The sequence below is a fragment of the Flavobacterium agri genome, from assembly GCF_013401995.1.
Classification (GTDB): domain Bacteria; phylum Bacteroidota; class Bacteroidia; order Flavobacteriales; family Flavobacteriaceae; genus Flavobacterium; species Flavobacterium agri.
This window is the reverse complement of the sequence record NZ_JACBJI010000004.1, coordinates 65,953-84,400: the sequence shown is the minus strand read 5'-3', so window position 1 is coordinate 84,400 and position 18,448 is coordinate 65,953. Positions and strand designations below refer to the sequence as shown.

The window sequence follows — 18,448 nt, the reverse complement described above, 5'->3', positions numbered from 1 at the left end:
TTATTGTAAGGCGATGTCGAACTGCGTAAGCGCCCTGAATTGTTTAAGGCGCGCGATGACCTCGTCTTTTTCGAGCGTCTCCATACGTTTCGTGCCGAACTTTTCTACACAGAACGAAGCGAGGTTCGATCCGTAGATGATCGCGTTTTTCATATTGTCGAACGATACGTTCTCGCTTTGGGCGATGTAACCGGAGAAACCTCCGGCGAACGTGTCTCCTGCTCCCGTCGGGTCGAAAACTTCTTCAAGCGGCAATGCCGGAGCGAAGAACACTTCTTTCCCGTGGAAAATCAATGCGCCGTGCTCTCCTTTTTTGATGACGACATATTTCGGCCCCATCGTATGGATTTTGGCAGCGGCTTTCACAAGTGAATATTCTCCCGACAACTGGCGTGCTTCTTCATCGTTGATGGTGATCACATCTACGCGTTTGATTACGTCGAGCAATTCGGGCAACGCACAATCCATCCAGAAATTCATCGTATCGAGCACGACGAGTTTCGGATTGGTCGTCATTTGATCGAGAACACTGGTTTGTACCAACGGATGCAGGTTTCCAAGCATCACGACTTCGGCGTCCTTGAAATTCTGTGGGACTTTGGGTTGGAAATCGGCCAAAACGTTGAGCTCGGTGACCAAAGTGTCGCGGGAGTTCAGGTCGTTGTGGTATTTTCCGGCCCAAAAGAACGTTTTTCCGCCTTTTACGATTTCGATCGCGGAAATGTCGATTCCTTTAGACGTAAGCAAATCGAGATATTCCTGTGGGAAGTCTTCGCCTACAACCGATACGATCGCCGATTTTACGTTGAAATGGGAAGCGGAAAGCCCGATGAAAGTCGCGGCTCCGCCAAGGATCTTATCGGTTTTCCCGAATGGGGTTTCGATAGCGTCGAAAGCCACGGTGCCGACAATGAGTAGTTTGTTCATCCAGTGTTTAATTGAAGGCGCAAAGATACTTTATAATGTAGAAAGTTGCAACGTGGTATTTTGGTAAAGTTTTGTGAAAATAAAAAGTTGATTGTAAGCGGTTTAGATTACGATTTTAACATTCAAAATGTCGGCGCTTACTTTTGGGAAAATTGAGGAATCTGAATTTTGGCTTAAGACCTAACAGGTTTTGAAAACCTGTTAGGTCTGGACCGAAGTTATACGTTTTAAAAACATCTCTATTACAGATTTTCTGCCAAAATTGTTAAAGCAACTTCCCTTCTTCCCTTTCGTAAAAAGCATCCACATTCAATTTGGGCAATTGGCTCGCCATAACCGCCAGTTCGTCGCACCTTTCATTCTGCGGATGGTTGTTGTGGCCTTTTACCCATTGGAAAGCTACTTGATGCTGACGGTACACTTTGAGGAAACGCATCCACAGATCGGGATTCTTCTTCCCGGCGAAACCTTTCTTTTCCCATCCGAAAACCCAACCTTTCGCGACAGAATCCACGACGTATTTCGAATCGGAGATTACCAAAACCTTCGTCATGGGTTTTTTGAGTTTTTCAAGCCCTACGATTACCGCCAAAAGTTCCATCCTATTGTTGGTAGTCAAACGAAAACCTTCATAGAATTCCTTTCGATAAGGTTGGCCGACGAGTTCCAACACGACGCCATATCCGCCGGGACCGGGATTCCCTTTGGCCGCGCCGTCTGTATACAAATGGACTTCGGCAGACATTATTTAAGGAGTTGCGCTATTATTAAAGGAAAGTGCTCGTGCTCGAGTTTTTGTACGCGAGCGGCGATCTGTTCGGGCGTATCGCAATCGGAAACGCCTATTTTTTCCTGGAAGATGATCGCGCCTTCGTCGTAATGCTCGTTCACGTAATGGATCGAAATACCGGTTTCGGCTTCTTTGTTTTCCAAAATCGCTTTGTGGACATTCATGCCGTACATGCCTTTACCGCCGTATTTCGGTAAAAGCGCCGGATGGATATTGATGACTTTGTTCGGATATGCGGCGATGATGTCCGAAGGGAATTTCAAAAGGAAACCGGCCAAAACGATAAGGTCTGGATTAAACTTGTTGACCTCGGATAAAGCTGTTCCGTTTTCAATATCGGATTTCGTCGAAACCACAACCGGGATCCCGTAGCTTTTTGTTTTGTCGACGACTCCCGAATCGGCCTTGTTGGTAAACACGGCTACGACTTCGGCAACCGGATTTTGCCTAAAGAAACGAATGATATTTTCAGCGTTTGAACCCGCTCCCGAAGCGAAAAGGACGAGTTTTTTCATGTGCTTTGTTTTGGCTTGCAAAAAAACGGAATATTGCCGACAATAGACAGAATTACCGTTTCTTTATGAAATTAATTTTTTAAATTAGTAATCACATTTCCGAACCAAAAGGTTGTTTTAAAATAAAGTTTTTTATTTTTGCCAACAAATTAAAATTTTAAAAAGAAAGATTATGTCAGACATTGCATCAAGAGTTAAAGCGATTATCGTAGACAAATTAGGCGTTGACGAAAATGAAGTCGTAGCGGAAGCAAGCTTCACCAACGATTTGGGAGCAGACTCCTTAGACACTGTTGAGCTTATCATGGAATTCGAAAAAGAATTTGACATCCAGATTCCAGACGACCAGGCTGAAAACATTGCTACTGTAGGTCAGGCGATTTCTTACATCGAAGAAGCTAAAAAATAATATTCCCCAGCACCCGTATTCCGTTAAGTTTGCGGGTGTTATTATTTTTTCCAATTAAATCCCGATTGATTAGTCAATCATCATAATACTCGATAATACCTGTGACTTTAATGATCTTTTAGGCATAAAGCATAGGTATTATTTGTTTAAACAATAAAATCACGATCACATATGGCATTACGTCGCGTAGTTGTAACAGGTTTAGGTGCATTAACCCCGATTGGCAATAACATCCAGGAATATTGGGATGCGCTGATTGCAGGAAAACCAGGAGCCGCCCCTATTACGTATTTCGACACGACCCATTTCAAGACGAAATTCGCTTGCGAAGTCAAGAACTTCAACGTAGAGGATTTCATCGAGCGCAAAGAAGCACGCAAAATGGATCGTTATGCTCAATACGCCATCGTTTCATCGGAAGAAGCGGTAAAAGATGCCGATTTCAATTTCGAAACGTTAGACAAAGACCGCGTAGGTGTCATTTGGGGTTCCGGAATCGGCGGTTTGGAGACGTTCCAACAGGAAGTCATGGAGTTTTCGGCCGGAAACGGAGTTCCGAAATTCAACCCGTTCTTCATCCCGAAAATGATCGCCGATATCGCCGGCGGACACATTTCGATCAAATACGGATTCCGCGGACCGAACTTTACGACGGTTTCGGCTTGTGCTTCGTCTACGAATGCGTTGATCGATGCTTTCAACTACATCCGTTTGGGTCATGCCGACGTGATGGTGACCGGAGGTTCTGAAGCAGCCGTAACAATCGCCGGTATGGGCGGATTCAACGCGATGCATGCGCTTTCTACGCGAAACGACGATCCCGCAACGGCTTCGCGCCCTATGGACAAAGACCGTGACGGTTTCGTCCTCGGCGAAGGAGCAGGCGCACTTATTTTAGAAGAATACGAACACGCAAAAGCGCGTGGAGCGAAAATATACTGTGAAGTTGGCGGAGGCGGAATGAGTGCCGATGCGCACCACATCACCGCACCGCATCCGGAAGGTTTCGGGGCAAGGAACGTAATGTTGTCTTGTTTGAGAGACGCAGGTTTGAAACCCGAAGATGTAGACGGCGTGAACATGCACGGAACGTCTACTCCACTGGGAGACATTGCCGAATCTAAAGCGATCGAAGCGGTTTTCGGGGAACATGCCTACACGATGAACCTCAACTCGACCAAATCGATGACGGGCCACTTGCTTGGCGCAGCTGGTGCGATCGAGGCAATCGCGGCGATCTTGTCGATCAAGTATGGCATCGTACCGCCGACGATCAACCATTTCACCGACGACGAAAACATTAATCCGAAGCTCAATTTCACATTCAACAAAGCGCAGAAACGCGATATGAAAGTGGTGATGAGCAACACTTTCGGTTTTGGCGGACACAATGCCTGCGTGCTTGTGAAAAAACTAGAGGAATAATTTTTGAAAAAGATTTTTAAAAATATTTTCACCAAAAAAGATTCCCGTTCTCCAGAAGACGGGATTTTTTTTGACGCGCTCAAAGCCATACTCGGTTTCGACCCGGTTTCGCTTGAGCCGTACCGACGTGCCTTCACACATCGTTCATCGAATAAACACGACGACAAAGGCAATCCCGTTAATTACGAACGTCTCGAGTTTTTGGGCGACGCGATGCTGAGTTCGGTGATCGCGGCGCATCTTTTCAACGAAGTACCTTCGGGCGATGAAGGTTATCTCACGAAAATGCGCTCCAAAATCGTGAGCCGCGAGCACTTGAACGAACTCGGACGCGACTTGAACCTCATCGGATTCATCGACAGCAAAATCGCACCGGTACATTTCGGAGAAAACGTCCACGGCAATATTTTCGAGGCTTTGGTCGGAGCGATTTACCTTGACCAAGGTTATCCGTATTGCGAAATCTTCATCCAGAAACGCGTCATCGAACCGTATGTCGACATTCCGAGGCTCGAAGGCAAAGTCATCAGCTACAAGAGTTTGCTTATCGAATGGTGCCAAAAGGAAAAACTCGCGTTCCACTACGATGTTTTCGAGGACAACGGCATAGACGGCCAACGTTTATACGGCGTCAGGCTTAGCATTGGCGGCAAGGTCGTATCGAAAGCGCGCGCCACATCCAAAAAGAAAGCAGAGGAAAAAGCATCCCAACGTGCTTATTTTGCATTTCAGGAAAAAATTAACAAAAAATAAATCACATTCTCTAAAACTACATCGATTTCGTTGACAATTTAACGTTAAGTTGAATTCCTTCGTTTTCATTCGTGCTTTATAAATGTTATCTTTACGGCTTATTTGGAGCACAATGGCCGTTTATAAACTGAATATCGATGAGTTTGACGAAATCGATTATCAACTGATCGCGATCCACACTTCTTTAGAGGATTACCGACTGGCCTTTTTTATCAATCAGCATTTTCCCGTATTGCTCGCCAAGAACGAGAAGGACATTCCAATTACCGCAAAATCCGGAAGCACGACGCTTTCACGCTTTTCGTTCGAGGACGAATACACATGTTCGACCTGGGATCTGATCCAGAACCAAAGCGAGATCGTTTCCCAGACCAGCACGAACGACAGCGACCTTTTCGGACGCGCGAACGTGAAAGTCGCATCCAAAGCGTTTCTTTTGCCCGAATTCAAAAAAGTGGATTATCTGCTCAAATTGCAGAACATGGACGATTCGGCCGAAGACATCTGCGACAAACTGCAACAGATTGACCAAATAACGATGTCGTATACTTTGGATACGAACCGCATAAAATCGATAAACAATTTAATCTTTTAATACCAATGCCAACGAACAAGAAAACGAAAATTGTTGCCACTCTTGGGCCGGCGTGTAGTACGCGTGAAGTCCTCAAGGACATGATCGATGCAGGAGTGAACGTATTTCGCGTCAATTTTTCGCATGCCGATTACGATGATGTAAAGTTTAAGATAGATACCATCCGTTCCCTAAACGACGAATTCGGATACACGACCGCAATCCTTGCCGACCTTCAGGGTCCGAAGTTGCGCGTTGGCGTAATGAAAGACGACGTTGTGGTAAACCCGGGCGATACGATCACGTTCCAGACTGCAGAAGATGTTCCCGGAACAGCCGATCGCGTCTATATGAACTACAAAGCGTTCCCTGCCGATGTAAATCCGGGCGAAAGAATCTTGCTCGACGACGGAAAACTCATTTTCGAGGCTGTTTCTACCAACGGTTCTACCGAAGTTTTGTGTCGCGTGATCCAAGGCGGACCTTTGAAATCGAAAAAAGGCGTGAACCTTCCGAATACCAAGGTTTCGCTTCCGGCATTGACCAAAAAAGATATCAAAGACGCGATTTTCGCCATTGAATGCGATGTCGACTGGATCGCGTTGTCTTTCGTTCGTACGCCAAAAGATCTGGAGGAATTACAGGATCTTATCGCCGAACATTCCGACCATAAAATTCCGATCGTGGCTAAAATCGAGAAACCCGAAGCTGTGGAAAATATCGACAAGATCGTGGCTTTCTGCGACGGTTTGATGGTAGCGCGTGGCGATTTGGGTGTTGAAGTTCCGGCTCATGAAGTTCCGCTTATCCAAAAGAAACTCGTAAACCGCGCCAAAACCGCTCGTATTCCGGTTATCATCGCTACACAGATGATGGAAACGATGATTACAAGTTTGACCCCGACGCGTGCCGAAGTGAACGACGTCGCGAACTCTGTAATGGACGGCGCCGATGCGGTAATGCTTTCGGGCGAGACATCGGTAGGAAACTATCCGGTACAGGTTATCGAGAAAATGACGCAAATCATTGAAGCGGTAGAAGATTCTCCACTGATTCAAGTTCCGCAGAATACGCCGCAAGTGCGCACGAAGCGTTTCATCACCAAAACGATTTGTTACCACGCCGCTTCTATGGCGAACGTAATCCGCGCAAAAGCGATTTGTACGCTTACGAACAGCGGTTATACGGCTTTCCAGATTTCGGCCTGGCGTCCGTCTTCGCACATTTTGGTATTTACGTCGAACAAACGCATCCTCACGCAATTGAACCTGCTTTGGGGCGTGAAATCATATTTTTACGACAAATCGGTAAGTACCGACGAGACCGTAACCGACATCAACCAAATGGCCAAAGACAAAGGCTATGTCGAAAAAGGCGACTTTTTGATCAACCTTGCCGCGATGCCTGTGGCCGATAAGGGAATGGTGAATACGTTGCGTGTTTCGGAAATCGAGTAATATCAAAACATCCATATAGAAAAACCCGCCATCACGGTGGGTTTTTTCATTTCAGGAAAATCTTTATTTTAGCCTCAAATAAATAAGCATTATGGAAGAAAATATTTTGGTTTCCCAAGCGTCGGAACTTGAAAGGGCAACGTTCTACAAAAAAACCTATACACACGTAGCCTTGGCAATTTTGGCTTTTATGGCCGTAGAAAGCGTCCTGCTCGCAGTTGTGCCGATTGATGTCATCGCTTGGATGATAAGCGGCAAATTTATCTGGTTATTCCTGATTGGCGCATTTTGGCTTGGCTCGACGATTTCCGAAAAACTTTCGATGGATCAATCAAGAGAGAAACAATATTTGGGTCTCGCTTTCTATGTTCTTCTCGAAGCTATTATCTTCTTACCGATGATCGCAATCGCTTCGATGATGGCAGGCGGTGGAGAAATCATCATGCAAGCGGCCGTCATCACACTCTTTATGTTCTCTGGTTTGACCGCAGTCGTTTTCTTTACAAAAGCCGACTTTTCGTTTTTGAGAAGCGTTTTGATAATCGGAGGATTCGTCGCACTTGGCGCAATCGTAGCCGGTGTACTTTTCGGACTCAATCTAGGATTGTGGTTTTCCGTTGGAATGGTAGTCTTGGCTTGCGCAAGTATCTTGTATCAAACCGATAAAATCCGTCACGATTACGGAACACAACAATACGTTGGCGCGGCTTTGCAGATTTTTGCGTCTGTGATGCTTTTGTTCTGGTATATCCTTAGAATTCTGATGAGCAGAAAGAGCTGATCAATTTTTGTGAAAATATAGAAGCCGTTCGTTTTGGACGGCTTTTTTGTTCCGAGCGCAGTCGAGGAACCTTCCAAGATGTTCCTCGACTGCGCTCGGAACAAACCTCAAAACTCAAACTTCAACTGAACCGCCACCGTTTTCTTCTCCTCGGTATTCAAATTGCTCAGGGAAATCCCAAGCAAGCGCACCGAATCTTTAGGCTTTTCCTGATATAAAAGCTCTTTTGCCGTGTCGTAAAGCAACGACTTGTCCGAAATGAAATAGTGTAGCGTCTTGCTTCTCGTCTGGAGCGTAAAATCGCTGTATTTGATTTTGAGCGTGACGGTTTTCCCTGCGATTTCGTATCGCTTCAAGCGACGTTCGAGTTCGCCAGCGATCATTTCGAGCTTTTCCGCCATAAAAATCTCACTCGTAAGGTTCTCGCTGAACGTATGTTCGGTGGCGACAGATTTAGCGACACGCTCACTTTTGACTTCACTATTGTGGATGCCGCGCACGATGTAGTAATAATAACTGCCCGATTTCCCAAAGTTACCCGCCAAAAATTCGAGGCTTTTTTCCCGCAGTTCTTTTCCCGTAAAAATCCCAAGCTGGTACATTTTTTCGGCCGTCACTTTTCCGATGCCGTGGAATTTCTTTATCGGAAGGTTTTCGAGGAAGTCCAGAACTTCGTCCGGATTCACGGTTTTCTGTCCGTTGGGTTTGTTGTAATCTGAAGCGACCTTTGCAACGAATTTGTTGATTGAAATGCCTGCCGAAGCGGTCAGTCCCGTCTCTTCGAAAATCCTGCGTCGGATTTCTTGGGCAAGCAATGTCGCACTCGGATTGCCTTTTTTGTTTTGGGTGACGTCGAGATACGCCTCATCTAACGAAAGCGGTTCGACCAAGTCTGTATATTCGTGAAAAATCTTGCGGATGCGTTGGGAAATTTCCTTGTAGCGATCAAACCTCGGACGCACGAAAATGAGTTCGGGACAATAGCGTTTGGCCAAAACCCCGCTCAAGGCACTCCTTACGCCAAATTTCCTCGCTTCGTAACTCGCCGCCGAGACCACTCCACGTCTTTCGCTTCCACCGACGGCTATCGGTTTTCCCCGAAGTTCGGGATTGTCGAGCTGCTCTACGGATGCGTAGAAAGCGTCCATGTCGACATGGATTATCTTTCGGTTCGCAATCGGAAATTCGCTGGGCTTCATTGGTATCGGAACCAATAAAACGTCTCGGGTTCCAGAAGTAAAAATACGAAGAGAACTTTCGCGACCCATCAAAAACACATCAGTTTTGAGGGTTTGTAAGACCTAACAGATTTTGAAAATCTGTTAGGTCTACAAAGTTCACGAAATCCCACTCTTGTCAATTACAGATTTTCTGCCTTTTTTGTTAAATCATCATCCATCGAAATCCAATCCGATTGACTTACCTCACTTGTTATTTACAATCCAATTAACCTATAAAATCACAGCCAAGCGCAACGATTTTCGTAACTTGCTACTAAAATCAACCTCAGACAAATGGTCGAAATCGAAAGAAAATTCCTTGTACTTTCAGACGCTTTCAAAACACAGGCGCAACACAAATTCCACATTGCCCAAGGCTATTTGAGTTCGCATCCCGAAAGGACCGTGAGGGTTCGCATCAAAGGCGAAAGCGGTTTCATCACCATAAAAGGCAAAGGAAACGAAACGGGAACCACGCGCTTTGAATGGGAAACCGAAATCCCGCTGCTCGAAGCCAAACCGTTGCTTGCCTTGTGTGAAAAAGGCACGATCGACAAAATGCGGTACGAAGTCCAAATCGGCAAGCACACTTTCGAAGTAGACGAGTTTTTTGGCGACAACCAAGGTTTGGTCATGGCCGAACTCGAATTGTCCGAGGAGAACGAACCCTACGAAAAACCAGATTGGCTCGGCGAGGAAATCACCAACGACGAACGCTACTACAACGCCTACCTGAGTAAAAATCCGTTTTCCCAATGGCCGAAGTGACATACGACCTCATCATCGTAGGCGGCGGCCCGATCGGGATGGCGTGTGCGATCGCGGCTAAAAAGGCGAACCTTAAAACGCTGATTCTCGAAAAAGGCGCGTTGGTGAACAGCCTTTTCAACTACCCGTTGTACATGACGTTTTTCTCTACGGCCGAAAGACTCGAGATTGGCGGCATTCCGTTCAATTGCCTTGCGCCGAAACCTGGTCGTCAGGAAGCTTTGGAATATTACCGCAACATCCAACGCTATTTCGATCTCGATATCCGGTTGTTCGAGAAAGTTGAGTCGATCGCCAAAACCGATGATCTTTTCGATGTGATTTCCGAAAAGGAAAAGTACACGGCCAAGAACGTCGTGATCGCCACCGGATTTTACGACATCCCAATTTACATGGGGATTCCGGGCGAGCAATTACCCAAAGTCAGCCACTATTTCAAGGAGGCGCATGAATTCGCATTCCGCAAAGTGCTCGTGGTCGGTGCGAACAATTCGTCTGTCGATGCCGCTCTCGAATGCTGGCGCAAAGGCGCTCAGGTGACGATGGTCATCCGCAAAGGCGAAATCAGTCCGCGTGTGAAATATTGGGTCAAGCCTGATGCGGAAAACCGTATTGCCGAAGGAAACATCAAGGCGCATTTCAATTCGTGCGTGACCGAAATCCGCGAAAGCGAGGTCGAAATCGAGAACGCCGACGGGAAATTTACCGTAGAAAATGACTTTGTGCTCGCACTTACGGGTTATCGTCCCGATTTCGATTTTCTTGAAAAGACGGGCATCGAACTTTCGAAAGACGAACTCCTGATCCCGAAACACGATCCCGAAACCATGGAAACCAACATTCCCGGACTCTATCTCGCGGGTGTGGTTTGCGGTGGAATGGAAACCCACAAATGGTTTATTGAGAACTCACGCATCCATGCCGATATGATTATTGACCACATTTTAAAAAACTCCTGACATGAAACGACTTGTACTGTTTTTTGCCGCTTTTTTGTTGATTTCCTGCAACGGCAACACCTTGTATTCCGAAATCGACAAGAGTTTCGAAGAGAACCGATGGCAAAAGTCCGACATCAAAACGTATGAATTCGAGATCACGCAAGACGCCACACCTTACGAGGCCAACGTTTTCATGAGTTATATATACGGCGGCCAGTTCGCCAAAATCCCAATGATTGCCGAAATCACGTATCCCGACGGCCAAATGTCGAGCGTCGCGTTCGATTTCGTCACGAAAGACGATTCAGGTCAGGAACTCGGCGATTGCTCTGGTGATTATTGCGATCTCACGCAAAAGATAAACTTGCCCAGATCGCTTTCACCCGGAAAATACAAAGTGCGCCTCATGAACACGTTCAACAACGAATATGTACCGAACATATTCGCGCTTGGTTTGGTCGTAGAACAATTAGCCGATTAAAATGAAAAAAGTCCTTTTCCTACTGTTGTTCGCCAATGTCCTGAGCGCGCAGAAAATGCAAACCTTGACGTATTTCAAAAACGATACGCTTCAGCTCGACCTCGATTTGTACATGCCCGACAAGAAGCCTTCGGGCAAATTGCCGCTTATGATTTTCGTTCACGGTGGCGGATTTTCGGGCGGACAACGCCTACAGAATGCTTCCTTTTGCCAATATCTCGCCCAACACGGATTCGCGGCGGCCACGATTTCGTATACGTTGTACATGAAAGGCAAGAAGTTCAGTTGCGACGGGATTTTGACCGAAAAAGTCAAAGCGTTCAAATTCGGCGTCAACGATTTATGGCTCGCGACTTCGTATTTCTTGCAGAACAAGGAAAAATTCAATCTTGACGATTCGAAAATCTTTATTTCCGGATCGAGCGCGGGTGCGGAAACCGTCTTGCACGCCGCATATTGGGATCGCAACCTAATGAAGATGTACGAACACAACCTTCCGCCCGATTTCAAATACGCCGGACTGGTTTCGGGAGCGGGCGCGATCATGGATCTGAACCTGATTACCGATAAGAACATCATCCCGATGTTTTTCTTCCACGGCAACGGAGACGGCACGGTTCCGTACGGCACGGCGGCGCATCATTACTGCAAGACCGACGCTTCGGGTTGGCTGATGCTTTTCGGTTCATATTCGATTTACAATTATGCTTTGGCGAAAAACGCTTCGGCAGAATTGTACACCTATTGCGGCGGTGGACACGAATACAGCGGTTGGCTGTTCGAGAAAGAACAGCAAAAAATTGTCGATTTCCTCGAAAAAATCATGGTGGGCGAAAAAATCCAGTCGCATACCATTGTAAAGACGGGCAAAAAGAACGAACTTTCGTGTGCTTACGGATTTTGCGACTAAATGAAACGTTTCCAGCATCTTATCATTAGTCTTTTCCTGATCGCTTCCATGAATGCGAAGGCCGACTCGTGGATCGATCCCACGTGGCGAAAAATGCTCGACAATTCCGATGTCGTGGCTTTGGTCGAATACGTTTCGTCGGGCGATTTCAATGCGAAAGCCAAAATCGTGTCGATGTATAAAGGCGCACTCAAAGTGGGCGATGTCATCGAAATCTCAGAATTCAGCAACCGATACGGCCCGATCGACAAAATGGAGAAAGGCGACCGATACGTGGTCTTTTTGAACCGACGCGACAAATCGGATCAAGTCCTTTCGTATTACGTGCAATCGCCAACCTCGGGCGACCTTAAAGTCAAAGGAAAAAACGTGCAGTACGATTTGACGTCTACCACATTCCATCAAAACCAGCACTTTCATTCGCTCAAGCAATTCGAGGAATTCCTAGAGGCGTATTACGATCGTAAAAAAGCCCCTAAACTCATTTCGCAATTGCGCCCGAGATTGTTGTCGGATGCCGATCCTGAAGTCGTTGCCCAACACTTGATGAAACTCTATTTTCTCGGGTTCGACGAATTTGAAGAAGTGTACGACGAGTTCGCCGATTACGGTTCGGTAACCACCAAATACGCGCTTGCGCAACTTTTGGGCAATGTCCGGAACGACCAATCGCGTGAAGTCCTTTTCAAATTGCTCAAGGATGACAGTAGCTTGGTCCAGGGTGAAGCGGTGCGTCAACTCAAAAAAGAACCTATCGAGATTGTCGGGCCATTGCTGGTTGAACATTTGAAAACGGCGAGCAGTCGCAATTATGGGCCGATAAATTTAATGGATCCCGTCATGAACCGCAGCGATGGCGGAAAAAACGAAATTATACGTGCGTTGGGTGAAATGCGATACAAAGCGGCCGTGCCTGCACTTTTGCCGTTGCTCAACACGAACGACCCCGATCAGTTCAAGCTTGTCGTGGAATCATTAAAAGCCATCGGAAGCAAAGAATACATCCCGTATTTCAATTCGAACCTATTACAGAAGAACGAGGAACTCGCCTCGACGATTGCGACTTTCATCGTCTCCGACAGCCTCAACGAATGCTTACCAAGCCTCAAGTATTTCATTTCGAACTGCAACCGCAACAGCCGGCGCGACCAAAGTTGGATGATCACGAACCTGTCAGCGCTCAAAAGCTCCGACATAAAAAATTTCCTGTTATTCGATTACCAACGTTTCCAAACCTATGCCGATACTTTGGAAAGCCGGAAACAACTCAAATGGAACGCTGCCTACATCGAGTCGTTCACACGTCTTAAAACCAAAGAGGCGCGCCCTTATATTTATGCTTCGATTTACGATTGGATGGGTATCAGCCCGGATTTTGTGCGAAATCCGGCGTTGTTCGACCTCAAAAAGTCCGAAGAGCGCGCGTTGTCCGAAAAATTCAACAGCCTTCCCGACTTCAAAAACTACAAGTTGTCGCATGACATCGCTTTTATCCGCGAAAGCGAAGAGAGTACGGGTAAAAAAGTCGCCGTCTATCATATGATTGAAGTGGTGATCCCGTCGGAAGAAGAACCGAAATCGGCACGGCAACGCATCGCGAAACTTTTGGAAATCGCACCTAAAAATGTGTACATCCGATTCGATTCGGGCGCCTATTACAACGAAAGCCAAGACCGATTCGATGAGAAAAGACCGAACAATCCAGCAAATCTGTTCATCGAATACGCCAAAGCCATCCCGAACCAAAAGGACGCGGCATTCCTTCAGGCATTGATCGATAACGGCTACATTTCCGAACCGTATTACAAAGAGCGCGCACTCGACGCCATCAAATCGATAAAGGTCGCACTTCCATAAAAAAAGCCACCGATCCCGAAAAGGACCGATGGCCAAAAACAAATTAAAATTATCGTATAACCTTATTGCCAGCCGCCTCCGAGGGCTTTGTACAACGTGATCACGGCGTTGTACTTCTGGTATTGGTTGTCTATGTAATTCAACTCGGTGTTCAACGCCTGATCTTTGGCCGTGAGCACTTCGAGGTAGTTCACCATTCCGTATTGCAGCAATTCGTCCGAAAAACTCGCGGCTTTTTGCAACGATTCCAATTGTTTGGCGCGGATTTCGAGCTTGTTGGTCTCGTTTTGGTATTGCTGCAACGCGTCCGAAACTTCCCTGCCTGCGGTGAGCAACGTTTGTTGGAATTGCAGGTAAGCTGTTTCTTGGTTCGCTTTCGATACTTCGTGTTGCGTCCTGATTTTGCGTTGGTTGAAAATCGGCTGGGTCAAACCCGAAACGATGTTCGCGAAAAGCGCGTTTGCACTGAACAGCTTGTCGATGTCGATACTTTGGAAACCTCCAGTAGCTGTAACGGTAAGCGATGGGTAAAAATTGCTTCGCGCCACGTTTACGAGTTCAAATTTGTTTATGAGGTTGTACTCGGCGGCGATCACATCGGGACGCTTGCGCAACAGCAAAGCCGGAACGCCGGTTTTTACATCGGCCGTAACCGATTGCGTATCAAAATTACTGCGCTCGATATGATGCGGCCCTTCGCCCAACAAAATACTCATCGCGTTTTCGAGTACGACGATACGGTTTTTCAGATCTTCTCTTATCAATTGTGTCGCATACAACTGCGCTTCGGTTTGCTTCACGCCGACTTCGTTGGTTTCACCGGCCTTTTTGAGTTCGCGGATCACGTCGACACTTTTGTTGCGGTTGCCTAAAGTCGAATCTACGACTTTGAGCTGTGCATCCAAAGCCAGCAATTGAAAATAACTCGAGGCCACATTGGCGACCAATTGCGTCTGAATCGCTTGGCGAGCCGCTACGGTTTGGAGATATTGCGCCTCGGCTCCGCGTTTCGTACTGCGGATTTTACCCCAAATATCGGCTTCCCAGGACACATTCGCTGCCAATTGGTAGGTATCGGTACCGCGATCGGTCAAAAATGCGCCGAGCTGGCTTTCTTTCGACAACTCCTGGTGCGTCCAGCTAGGTGTGACGCTCAAAGTCGGGTAATATCCGGCTTTTCCCTGGCGGACATAGGCCTCGGCCGATGCAATGGTCTGCACTGCGATGCGCATGTCGTAATTGCTTTGGATGGCTTTTTTGATATGGCCTTGCAGTGTCGGATCGGTGAAAAGCTTGTCCCACGACAAATCGGCGAGAGACGTGCTGTCTTGTGCCGTCAGATCCGATCGGTATAAATTATCGGTCTGAACCTGCGGGCGCTCGTATTTCTTGGCCACGAAGCACGATTGCATCGAAAAGGCCGAAACGAGTACGATTGTTATCTTGATTATATTCGATTTCATTCTGTAACGGTTTTTGGTTGGTCTTGGTCTTCATCGTAATCGGCGTCGTGCGGCTGGCCCGAAATCCTTTCCTGCAGCGATTCGAAAATCACGTACAGCACCGGAATCGCGAATACGCCGAAAATCGTTCCGACGAGCATTCCGCCAACGGCACCCATACCGATCGAACGGTTACCGACCGCTCCAACGCCATTGGCCAACGCAAGGGGCATCAATCCGAAGATGAAGGCGAACGAGGTCATCAGGATCGGACGCAGACGCGCTTTCGCACCTTCGATGGCCGCCTGCCAGATTTCCATGCCGTGTTTTCGCCTTTGCATCGCGAATTCGACGATCAGGATCGCGTTCTTGGCGAGCAATCCGATAAGCATGATAAGTGCGACCTGGAAGTAGATGTTGTTTTCCAATCCGGCGAGTTTCACGAATCCGATCGCACCCGCGATACCGACCGGAAGCGAAAGGATTACGGCCAACGGTATCAGGTAACTTTCATATTGCGCGCTCAACAGGAAGTACACGAAAATCAAACTGAGCAAAAATACGCCCGCTGCTTGGTTTCCGGCGATGATTTCCTCTCGCGTCATGCCCGAGAATTCATATCCGTAGGTTTTCGGCAAATGCTGCTCGGCCACTTCCTGTACGGCTTTGATCGCATCTCCCGAAGAGAATCCGGGTTTCGCCTTACCGTTGATGTTTACGGCCTTGAGCATGTTGAAACGCGCGACGGCTTCCGGTCCGTAAATCCGCGAAAGCGTGATGAATTGGCTGATCGCGACCTGCTCTCCGTTTGCGTTCTTCACGTAAATGTGGTTGATCGAATTCTCGTCGGCACGCGCTTCCGGCTTCGATTGGATCATGACGCGGAACTGTTTTCCGAATCGGTTGAAATCGGTCGTATACAAACCGCCGTAATACCCTTGCATCGTATTGAAGATGTCCGAAACCGAAACGCCGGCGTCTTTGGCCTTTTCTACGTTGATGTCCATGCGATATTGCGGGAAATTCGGGTTGAAGTTCGTCATCGCATACGCTATCTCGGGACGTTGGTTGAGCGCGCCCAGGAACTCTCCGGTCACTTGGTTCACTTTCTGCCAATCGTCGTCGCCTTTGTCCTGGATCTTGAGTTCGAAACCGTCGGCCGTACCGAAACCTTGTACGCTCGGAGGCGTAAAGAACAACATTCTGGCATCGTTGAATCCGGCGGTCTTCGCGAAGAGTTCGCCTACGATAGCATCGACGCTTTGGTTGTCTTCCTTGCGCTCTTTCCAATCTTTGAGCTTGATGACGCTGAACGCATACGAACCTCCGTTTACGCTGTTGAGCAAACTGAATCCGACGATGTTCATACGCGCTTCTACAAGCGGCATGGTCTTGAGGATGGAATCGAATTTCTGTATGACTTTATCGGTCTGTTCCAACGTAGTTCCCGGCGGAAGCGTGATGTCGGCCATGATGATACCGCGGTCCTCGTTCGGGATAAAGCCCGATGGCGTCGACTTGAACAACAAAATGATGGCTCCGGCGAAAACCGCCAATCCCAAGACGGTGATCCATTTTCTCTTGAAAAGGAAACCGAGCGATTTTACGTAACGGTCGTTCATTCGGTCGAAACCGGAATTGAATGCGATAAAGAACCTGTCCTTGAAATTCTTCTTCTTTTCGTGTTCGTGTTCGTCGTGCGGTTTCAAAAACAACGCACAAAGCGCAGGCGAAAGCGTCAACGCGTTCACGGCCGAGATCAGGATCGCCACGGCCAACGTGATCGCGAACTGCGTATAGAACACGCCCGACGGACCTTTGAGGAACGACACCGGAATAAATACCGCCGCCATGACGAGCGTAATCGAAATGATCGCCCCCGTAATCTCGCTCATGGCCGAAATGGTCGCCTTTTTGGCCGATTTCTCGCCTTGGTCCATTTTGGAGTGTACGGCCTCGACGACGACGATCGCGTCATCGACCACAATCCCGATCGCCAAAACAAGCGCGAACAACGTGAGGAGGTTGATCGAGAATCCGAAAACGTTGAGGAAGAAAAACGTACCTACGATCGCGACCGGAACCGCGATAGCCGGAATCAAAGTCGAGCGCAAATCCTGAAGGAAAATGAACACGACGATGAACACGAGGATAAACGCTTCGATGAGCGTAGAGATTACCTTTTCGATCGAGGCGTCGAGGAAGGTTTTCGTGTTGAACGGAATCACGTAATCGATACCTTCGGGAAAGTCGGCTTTGGCTTCGGTCATGATCGATTCTACTTCTTCGATGATGTCGTTCGCATTCGAGCCCGACGTCTGGAAAACGCCCATCGCGACGCCTTGCTGACCCATTCCGTAGTTTTTCTGGGCGTAGTTGAACGCGCCGAGTTCGATATCGGCCACGTCTTTCAAACGCACGAATTGTCCGTTACCCGTAGCTTTTACGACGATATTTTCGTATTCCTCGGTTTTGGAAAGACGCCCTTTGTATTTGATCACGTATTCGTAGACACCTTCGGCATTTTCACCGAATTTACCCGGCGCAGCCTCGACGTTCTGTTCGTTGAGCGCGGCCTGCACGTCTTTTGGCGACACTTTGTAGGCGGCCATTTTCTCGGGATCGATCCAGATACGCATCGAATAGTCCTTACCGCCGAAAACGTTCACCTGCCCGACTCCTTTTACACGTTGGAGTTTCGGCACGAGGTTGATTTTGGCGTAGTTCTGCACGTAAGTCCCGTCATATTCGGGATTGTTCGAGAAAATCGAAAGGAACATAAGCGCGCTCGTTTGGCTTTTGAACGTGGTCACACCGGTTTGTACGACGGCCTGAGGCAATTTGCTCGTGGCACGCGACACGCGGTTCTGTACGTTTACGGCTGCGATATCGGGATTGATTCCGAGTTCGAAAAAAACCGTGATCTTGGCCGAACCGTCGTTTGCGGCAGACGAGGTCATGTACGTCATGCCTTCGACGCCGTTGATTTCTTCCTCGAGCGGAATCACGACGGAATTGAGAACGGTTTCGGCATTCGCACCCGTATACGTCGCGGTTACCTGAACCGTCGGCGGTGCAATTTCGGGATATTGCTCAACGGGAAGCGAGAGCAATCCCAAAATCCCGAGAATCGTGATCAGTATGGAAATTACGGTCGACAGGACCGGCCGTTGTATGAATGTCTTTAACATGGCGTCG

Annotated in this window: 17 protein-coding genes; 11 read left to right on the top strand and 6 right to left on the bottom strand. The window is 47.7% G+C overall.

Annotated elements, in window-relative coordinates; genetic code table 11:
- The 3 genes from HZF10_RS10480 to purN form a co-directional block, all read right to left on the bottom strand.
- Entirely contained in the window at positions 1-927 is a 927-nt protein-coding gene (locus HZF10_RS10480) for a PfkB family carbohydrate kinase (RefSeq protein ID WP_176006161.1), read from the bottom strand.
- Between the two features lie 265 nt (positions 928-1,192).
- Positions 1,193-1,672 carry a ribonuclease HI gene (rnhA, locus tag HZF10_RS10475; RefSeq protein WP_176006160.1) on the bottom strand — a complete coding sequence of 160 codons (480 nt, stop codon included), beginning with the start codon at positions 1,670-1,672 and terminating at the stop codon, positions 1,193-1,195.
- Entirely contained in the window at positions 1,672-2,232 is a 561-nt protein-coding gene (gene purN, locus HZF10_RS10470; protein WP_176006159.1) for a phosphoribosylglycinamide formyltransferase, read from the bottom strand. The genes rnhA and purN overlap by 1 nt, the downstream gene beginning before the upstream one ends.
- Before the next feature lie 172 nt (positions 2,233-2,404).
- Between purN and HZF10_RS10465 the strand changes: the two genes are divergently transcribed.
- The 6 genes from HZF10_RS10465 to HZF10_RS10440 all read left to right on the top strand — a co-directional run bounded on the left by HZF10_RS10465 (position 2,405) and on the right by HZF10_RS10440 (position 7,631).
- A complete protein-coding gene (locus HZF10_RS10465) occupies positions 2,405-2,641 on the top strand; it encodes an acyl carrier protein (protein ID WP_002988156.1) in 237 nt (78 codons plus the stop codon).
- Between the two features lie 171 nt (positions 2,642-2,812).
- Positions 2,813-4,066 (top strand): beta-ketoacyl-ACP synthase II, encoded by a 1,254-nt coding sequence (gene fabF, locus HZF10_RS10460; protein WP_176006158.1) that lies wholly within the window; start codon positions 2,813-2,815, stop codon positions 4,064-4,066.
- Between the two features lie 3 nt (positions 4,067-4,069).
- Positions 4,070-4,819, top strand: coding sequence for a ribonuclease III family protein (locus tag HZF10_RS10455; protein ID WP_176006157.1), 750 nt, complete (start codon positions 4,070-4,072; stop codon positions 4,817-4,819).
- A 112-nt stretch (positions 4,820-4,931) separates the two neighbouring features.
- Entirely contained in the window at positions 4,932-5,414 is a 483-nt protein-coding gene (locus tag HZF10_RS10450; protein ID WP_176006156.1) for an IPExxxVDY family protein, read from the top strand.
- Between the two features lie 5 nt (positions 5,415-5,419).
- Positions 5,420-6,850 (top strand): pyruvate kinase, encoded by a 1,431-nt coding sequence (pyk, locus tag HZF10_RS10445; RefSeq protein ID WP_176006155.1) that lies wholly within the window; start codon positions 5,420-5,422, stop codon positions 6,848-6,850.
- Positions 6,851-6,941: 91 nt separating this feature from the next.
- Positions 6,942-7,631 carry a Bax inhibitor-1/YccA family protein gene (locus HZF10_RS10440; RefSeq protein WP_176006154.1) on the top strand — a complete coding sequence of 230 codons (690 nt, stop codon included), beginning with the start codon at positions 6,942-6,944 and terminating at the stop codon, positions 7,629-7,631.
- Positions 7,632-7,738: 107 nt separating this feature from the next.
- On the opposite strand, the gene dinB is transcribed toward HZF10_RS10440, so the two are convergent.
- Positions 7,739-8,830, bottom strand: coding sequence for a DNA polymerase IV (gene dinB, locus HZF10_RS10435; protein WP_176006153.1), 1,092 nt, complete (start codon positions 8,828-8,830; stop codon positions 7,739-7,741).
- 315 nt (positions 8,831-9,145) lie between these two features.
- Here dinB and HZF10_RS10430 point away from each other — a divergent pair, with 315 nt between their 5' ends.
- The 5 genes from HZF10_RS10430 to HZF10_RS10410 are packed head-to-tail and all read left to right on the top strand — an operon-like array spanning position 9,146 to position 13,808.
- The gene (locus HZF10_RS10430; protein WP_176006152.1) at positions 9,146-9,619 is read left to right on the top strand and encodes a CYTH domain-containing protein; all 474 of its coding nucleotides are present in this window, start codon (positions 9,146-9,148) and stop codon (positions 9,617-9,619) included.
- On the top strand, positions 9,607-10,578 hold the full coding sequence (locus HZF10_RS10425) for a YpdA family putative bacillithiol disulfide reductase (protein WP_176006151.1): 972 nt from the start codon (positions 9,607-9,609) through the stop codon (positions 10,576-10,578). Before HZF10_RS10430 ends, HZF10_RS10425 begins: the two co-directional genes overlap by 13 nt.
- A gap of 1 nt (position 10,579) precedes the next feature.
- Positions 10,580-11,041 carry a gliding motility lipoprotein GldH family protein gene (locus tag HZF10_RS10420; protein WP_176006150.1) on the top strand — a complete coding sequence of 154 codons (462 nt, stop codon included), beginning with the start codon at positions 10,580-10,582 and terminating at the stop codon, positions 11,039-11,041.
- 1 nt (position 11,042) lies between these two features.
- Positions 11,043-11,951, top strand: a complete 909-nt coding sequence (locus HZF10_RS10415; protein ID WP_176006149.1) for an alpha/beta hydrolase — start codon at positions 11,043-11,045, stop codon at positions 11,949-11,951.
- Positions 11,952-13,808 carry a HEAT repeat domain-containing protein gene (locus tag HZF10_RS10410; RefSeq protein ID WP_176006148.1) on the top strand — a complete coding sequence of 619 codons (1,857 nt, stop codon included), beginning with the start codon at positions 11,952-11,954 and terminating at the stop codon, positions 13,806-13,808.
- Between the two features lie 62 nt (positions 13,809-13,870).
- Here the strand turns inward: HZF10_RS10410 and HZF10_RS10405 are convergent, their stop codons facing one another.
- On the bottom strand, positions 13,871-15,271 hold the full coding sequence (locus tag HZF10_RS10405; protein ID WP_176006147.1) for an efflux transporter outer membrane subunit: 1,401 nt from the start codon (positions 15,269-15,271) through the stop codon (positions 13,871-13,873).
- A complete protein-coding gene (locus HZF10_RS10400; RefSeq protein ID WP_176006146.1) occupies positions 15,268-18,441 on the bottom strand; it encodes an efflux RND transporter permease subunit in 3,174 nt (1,057 codons plus the stop codon). Before HZF10_RS10400 ends, HZF10_RS10405 begins: the two co-directional genes overlap by 4 nt.
- Between the last annotated feature and the right edge of the window lie 7 nt (positions 18,442-18,448).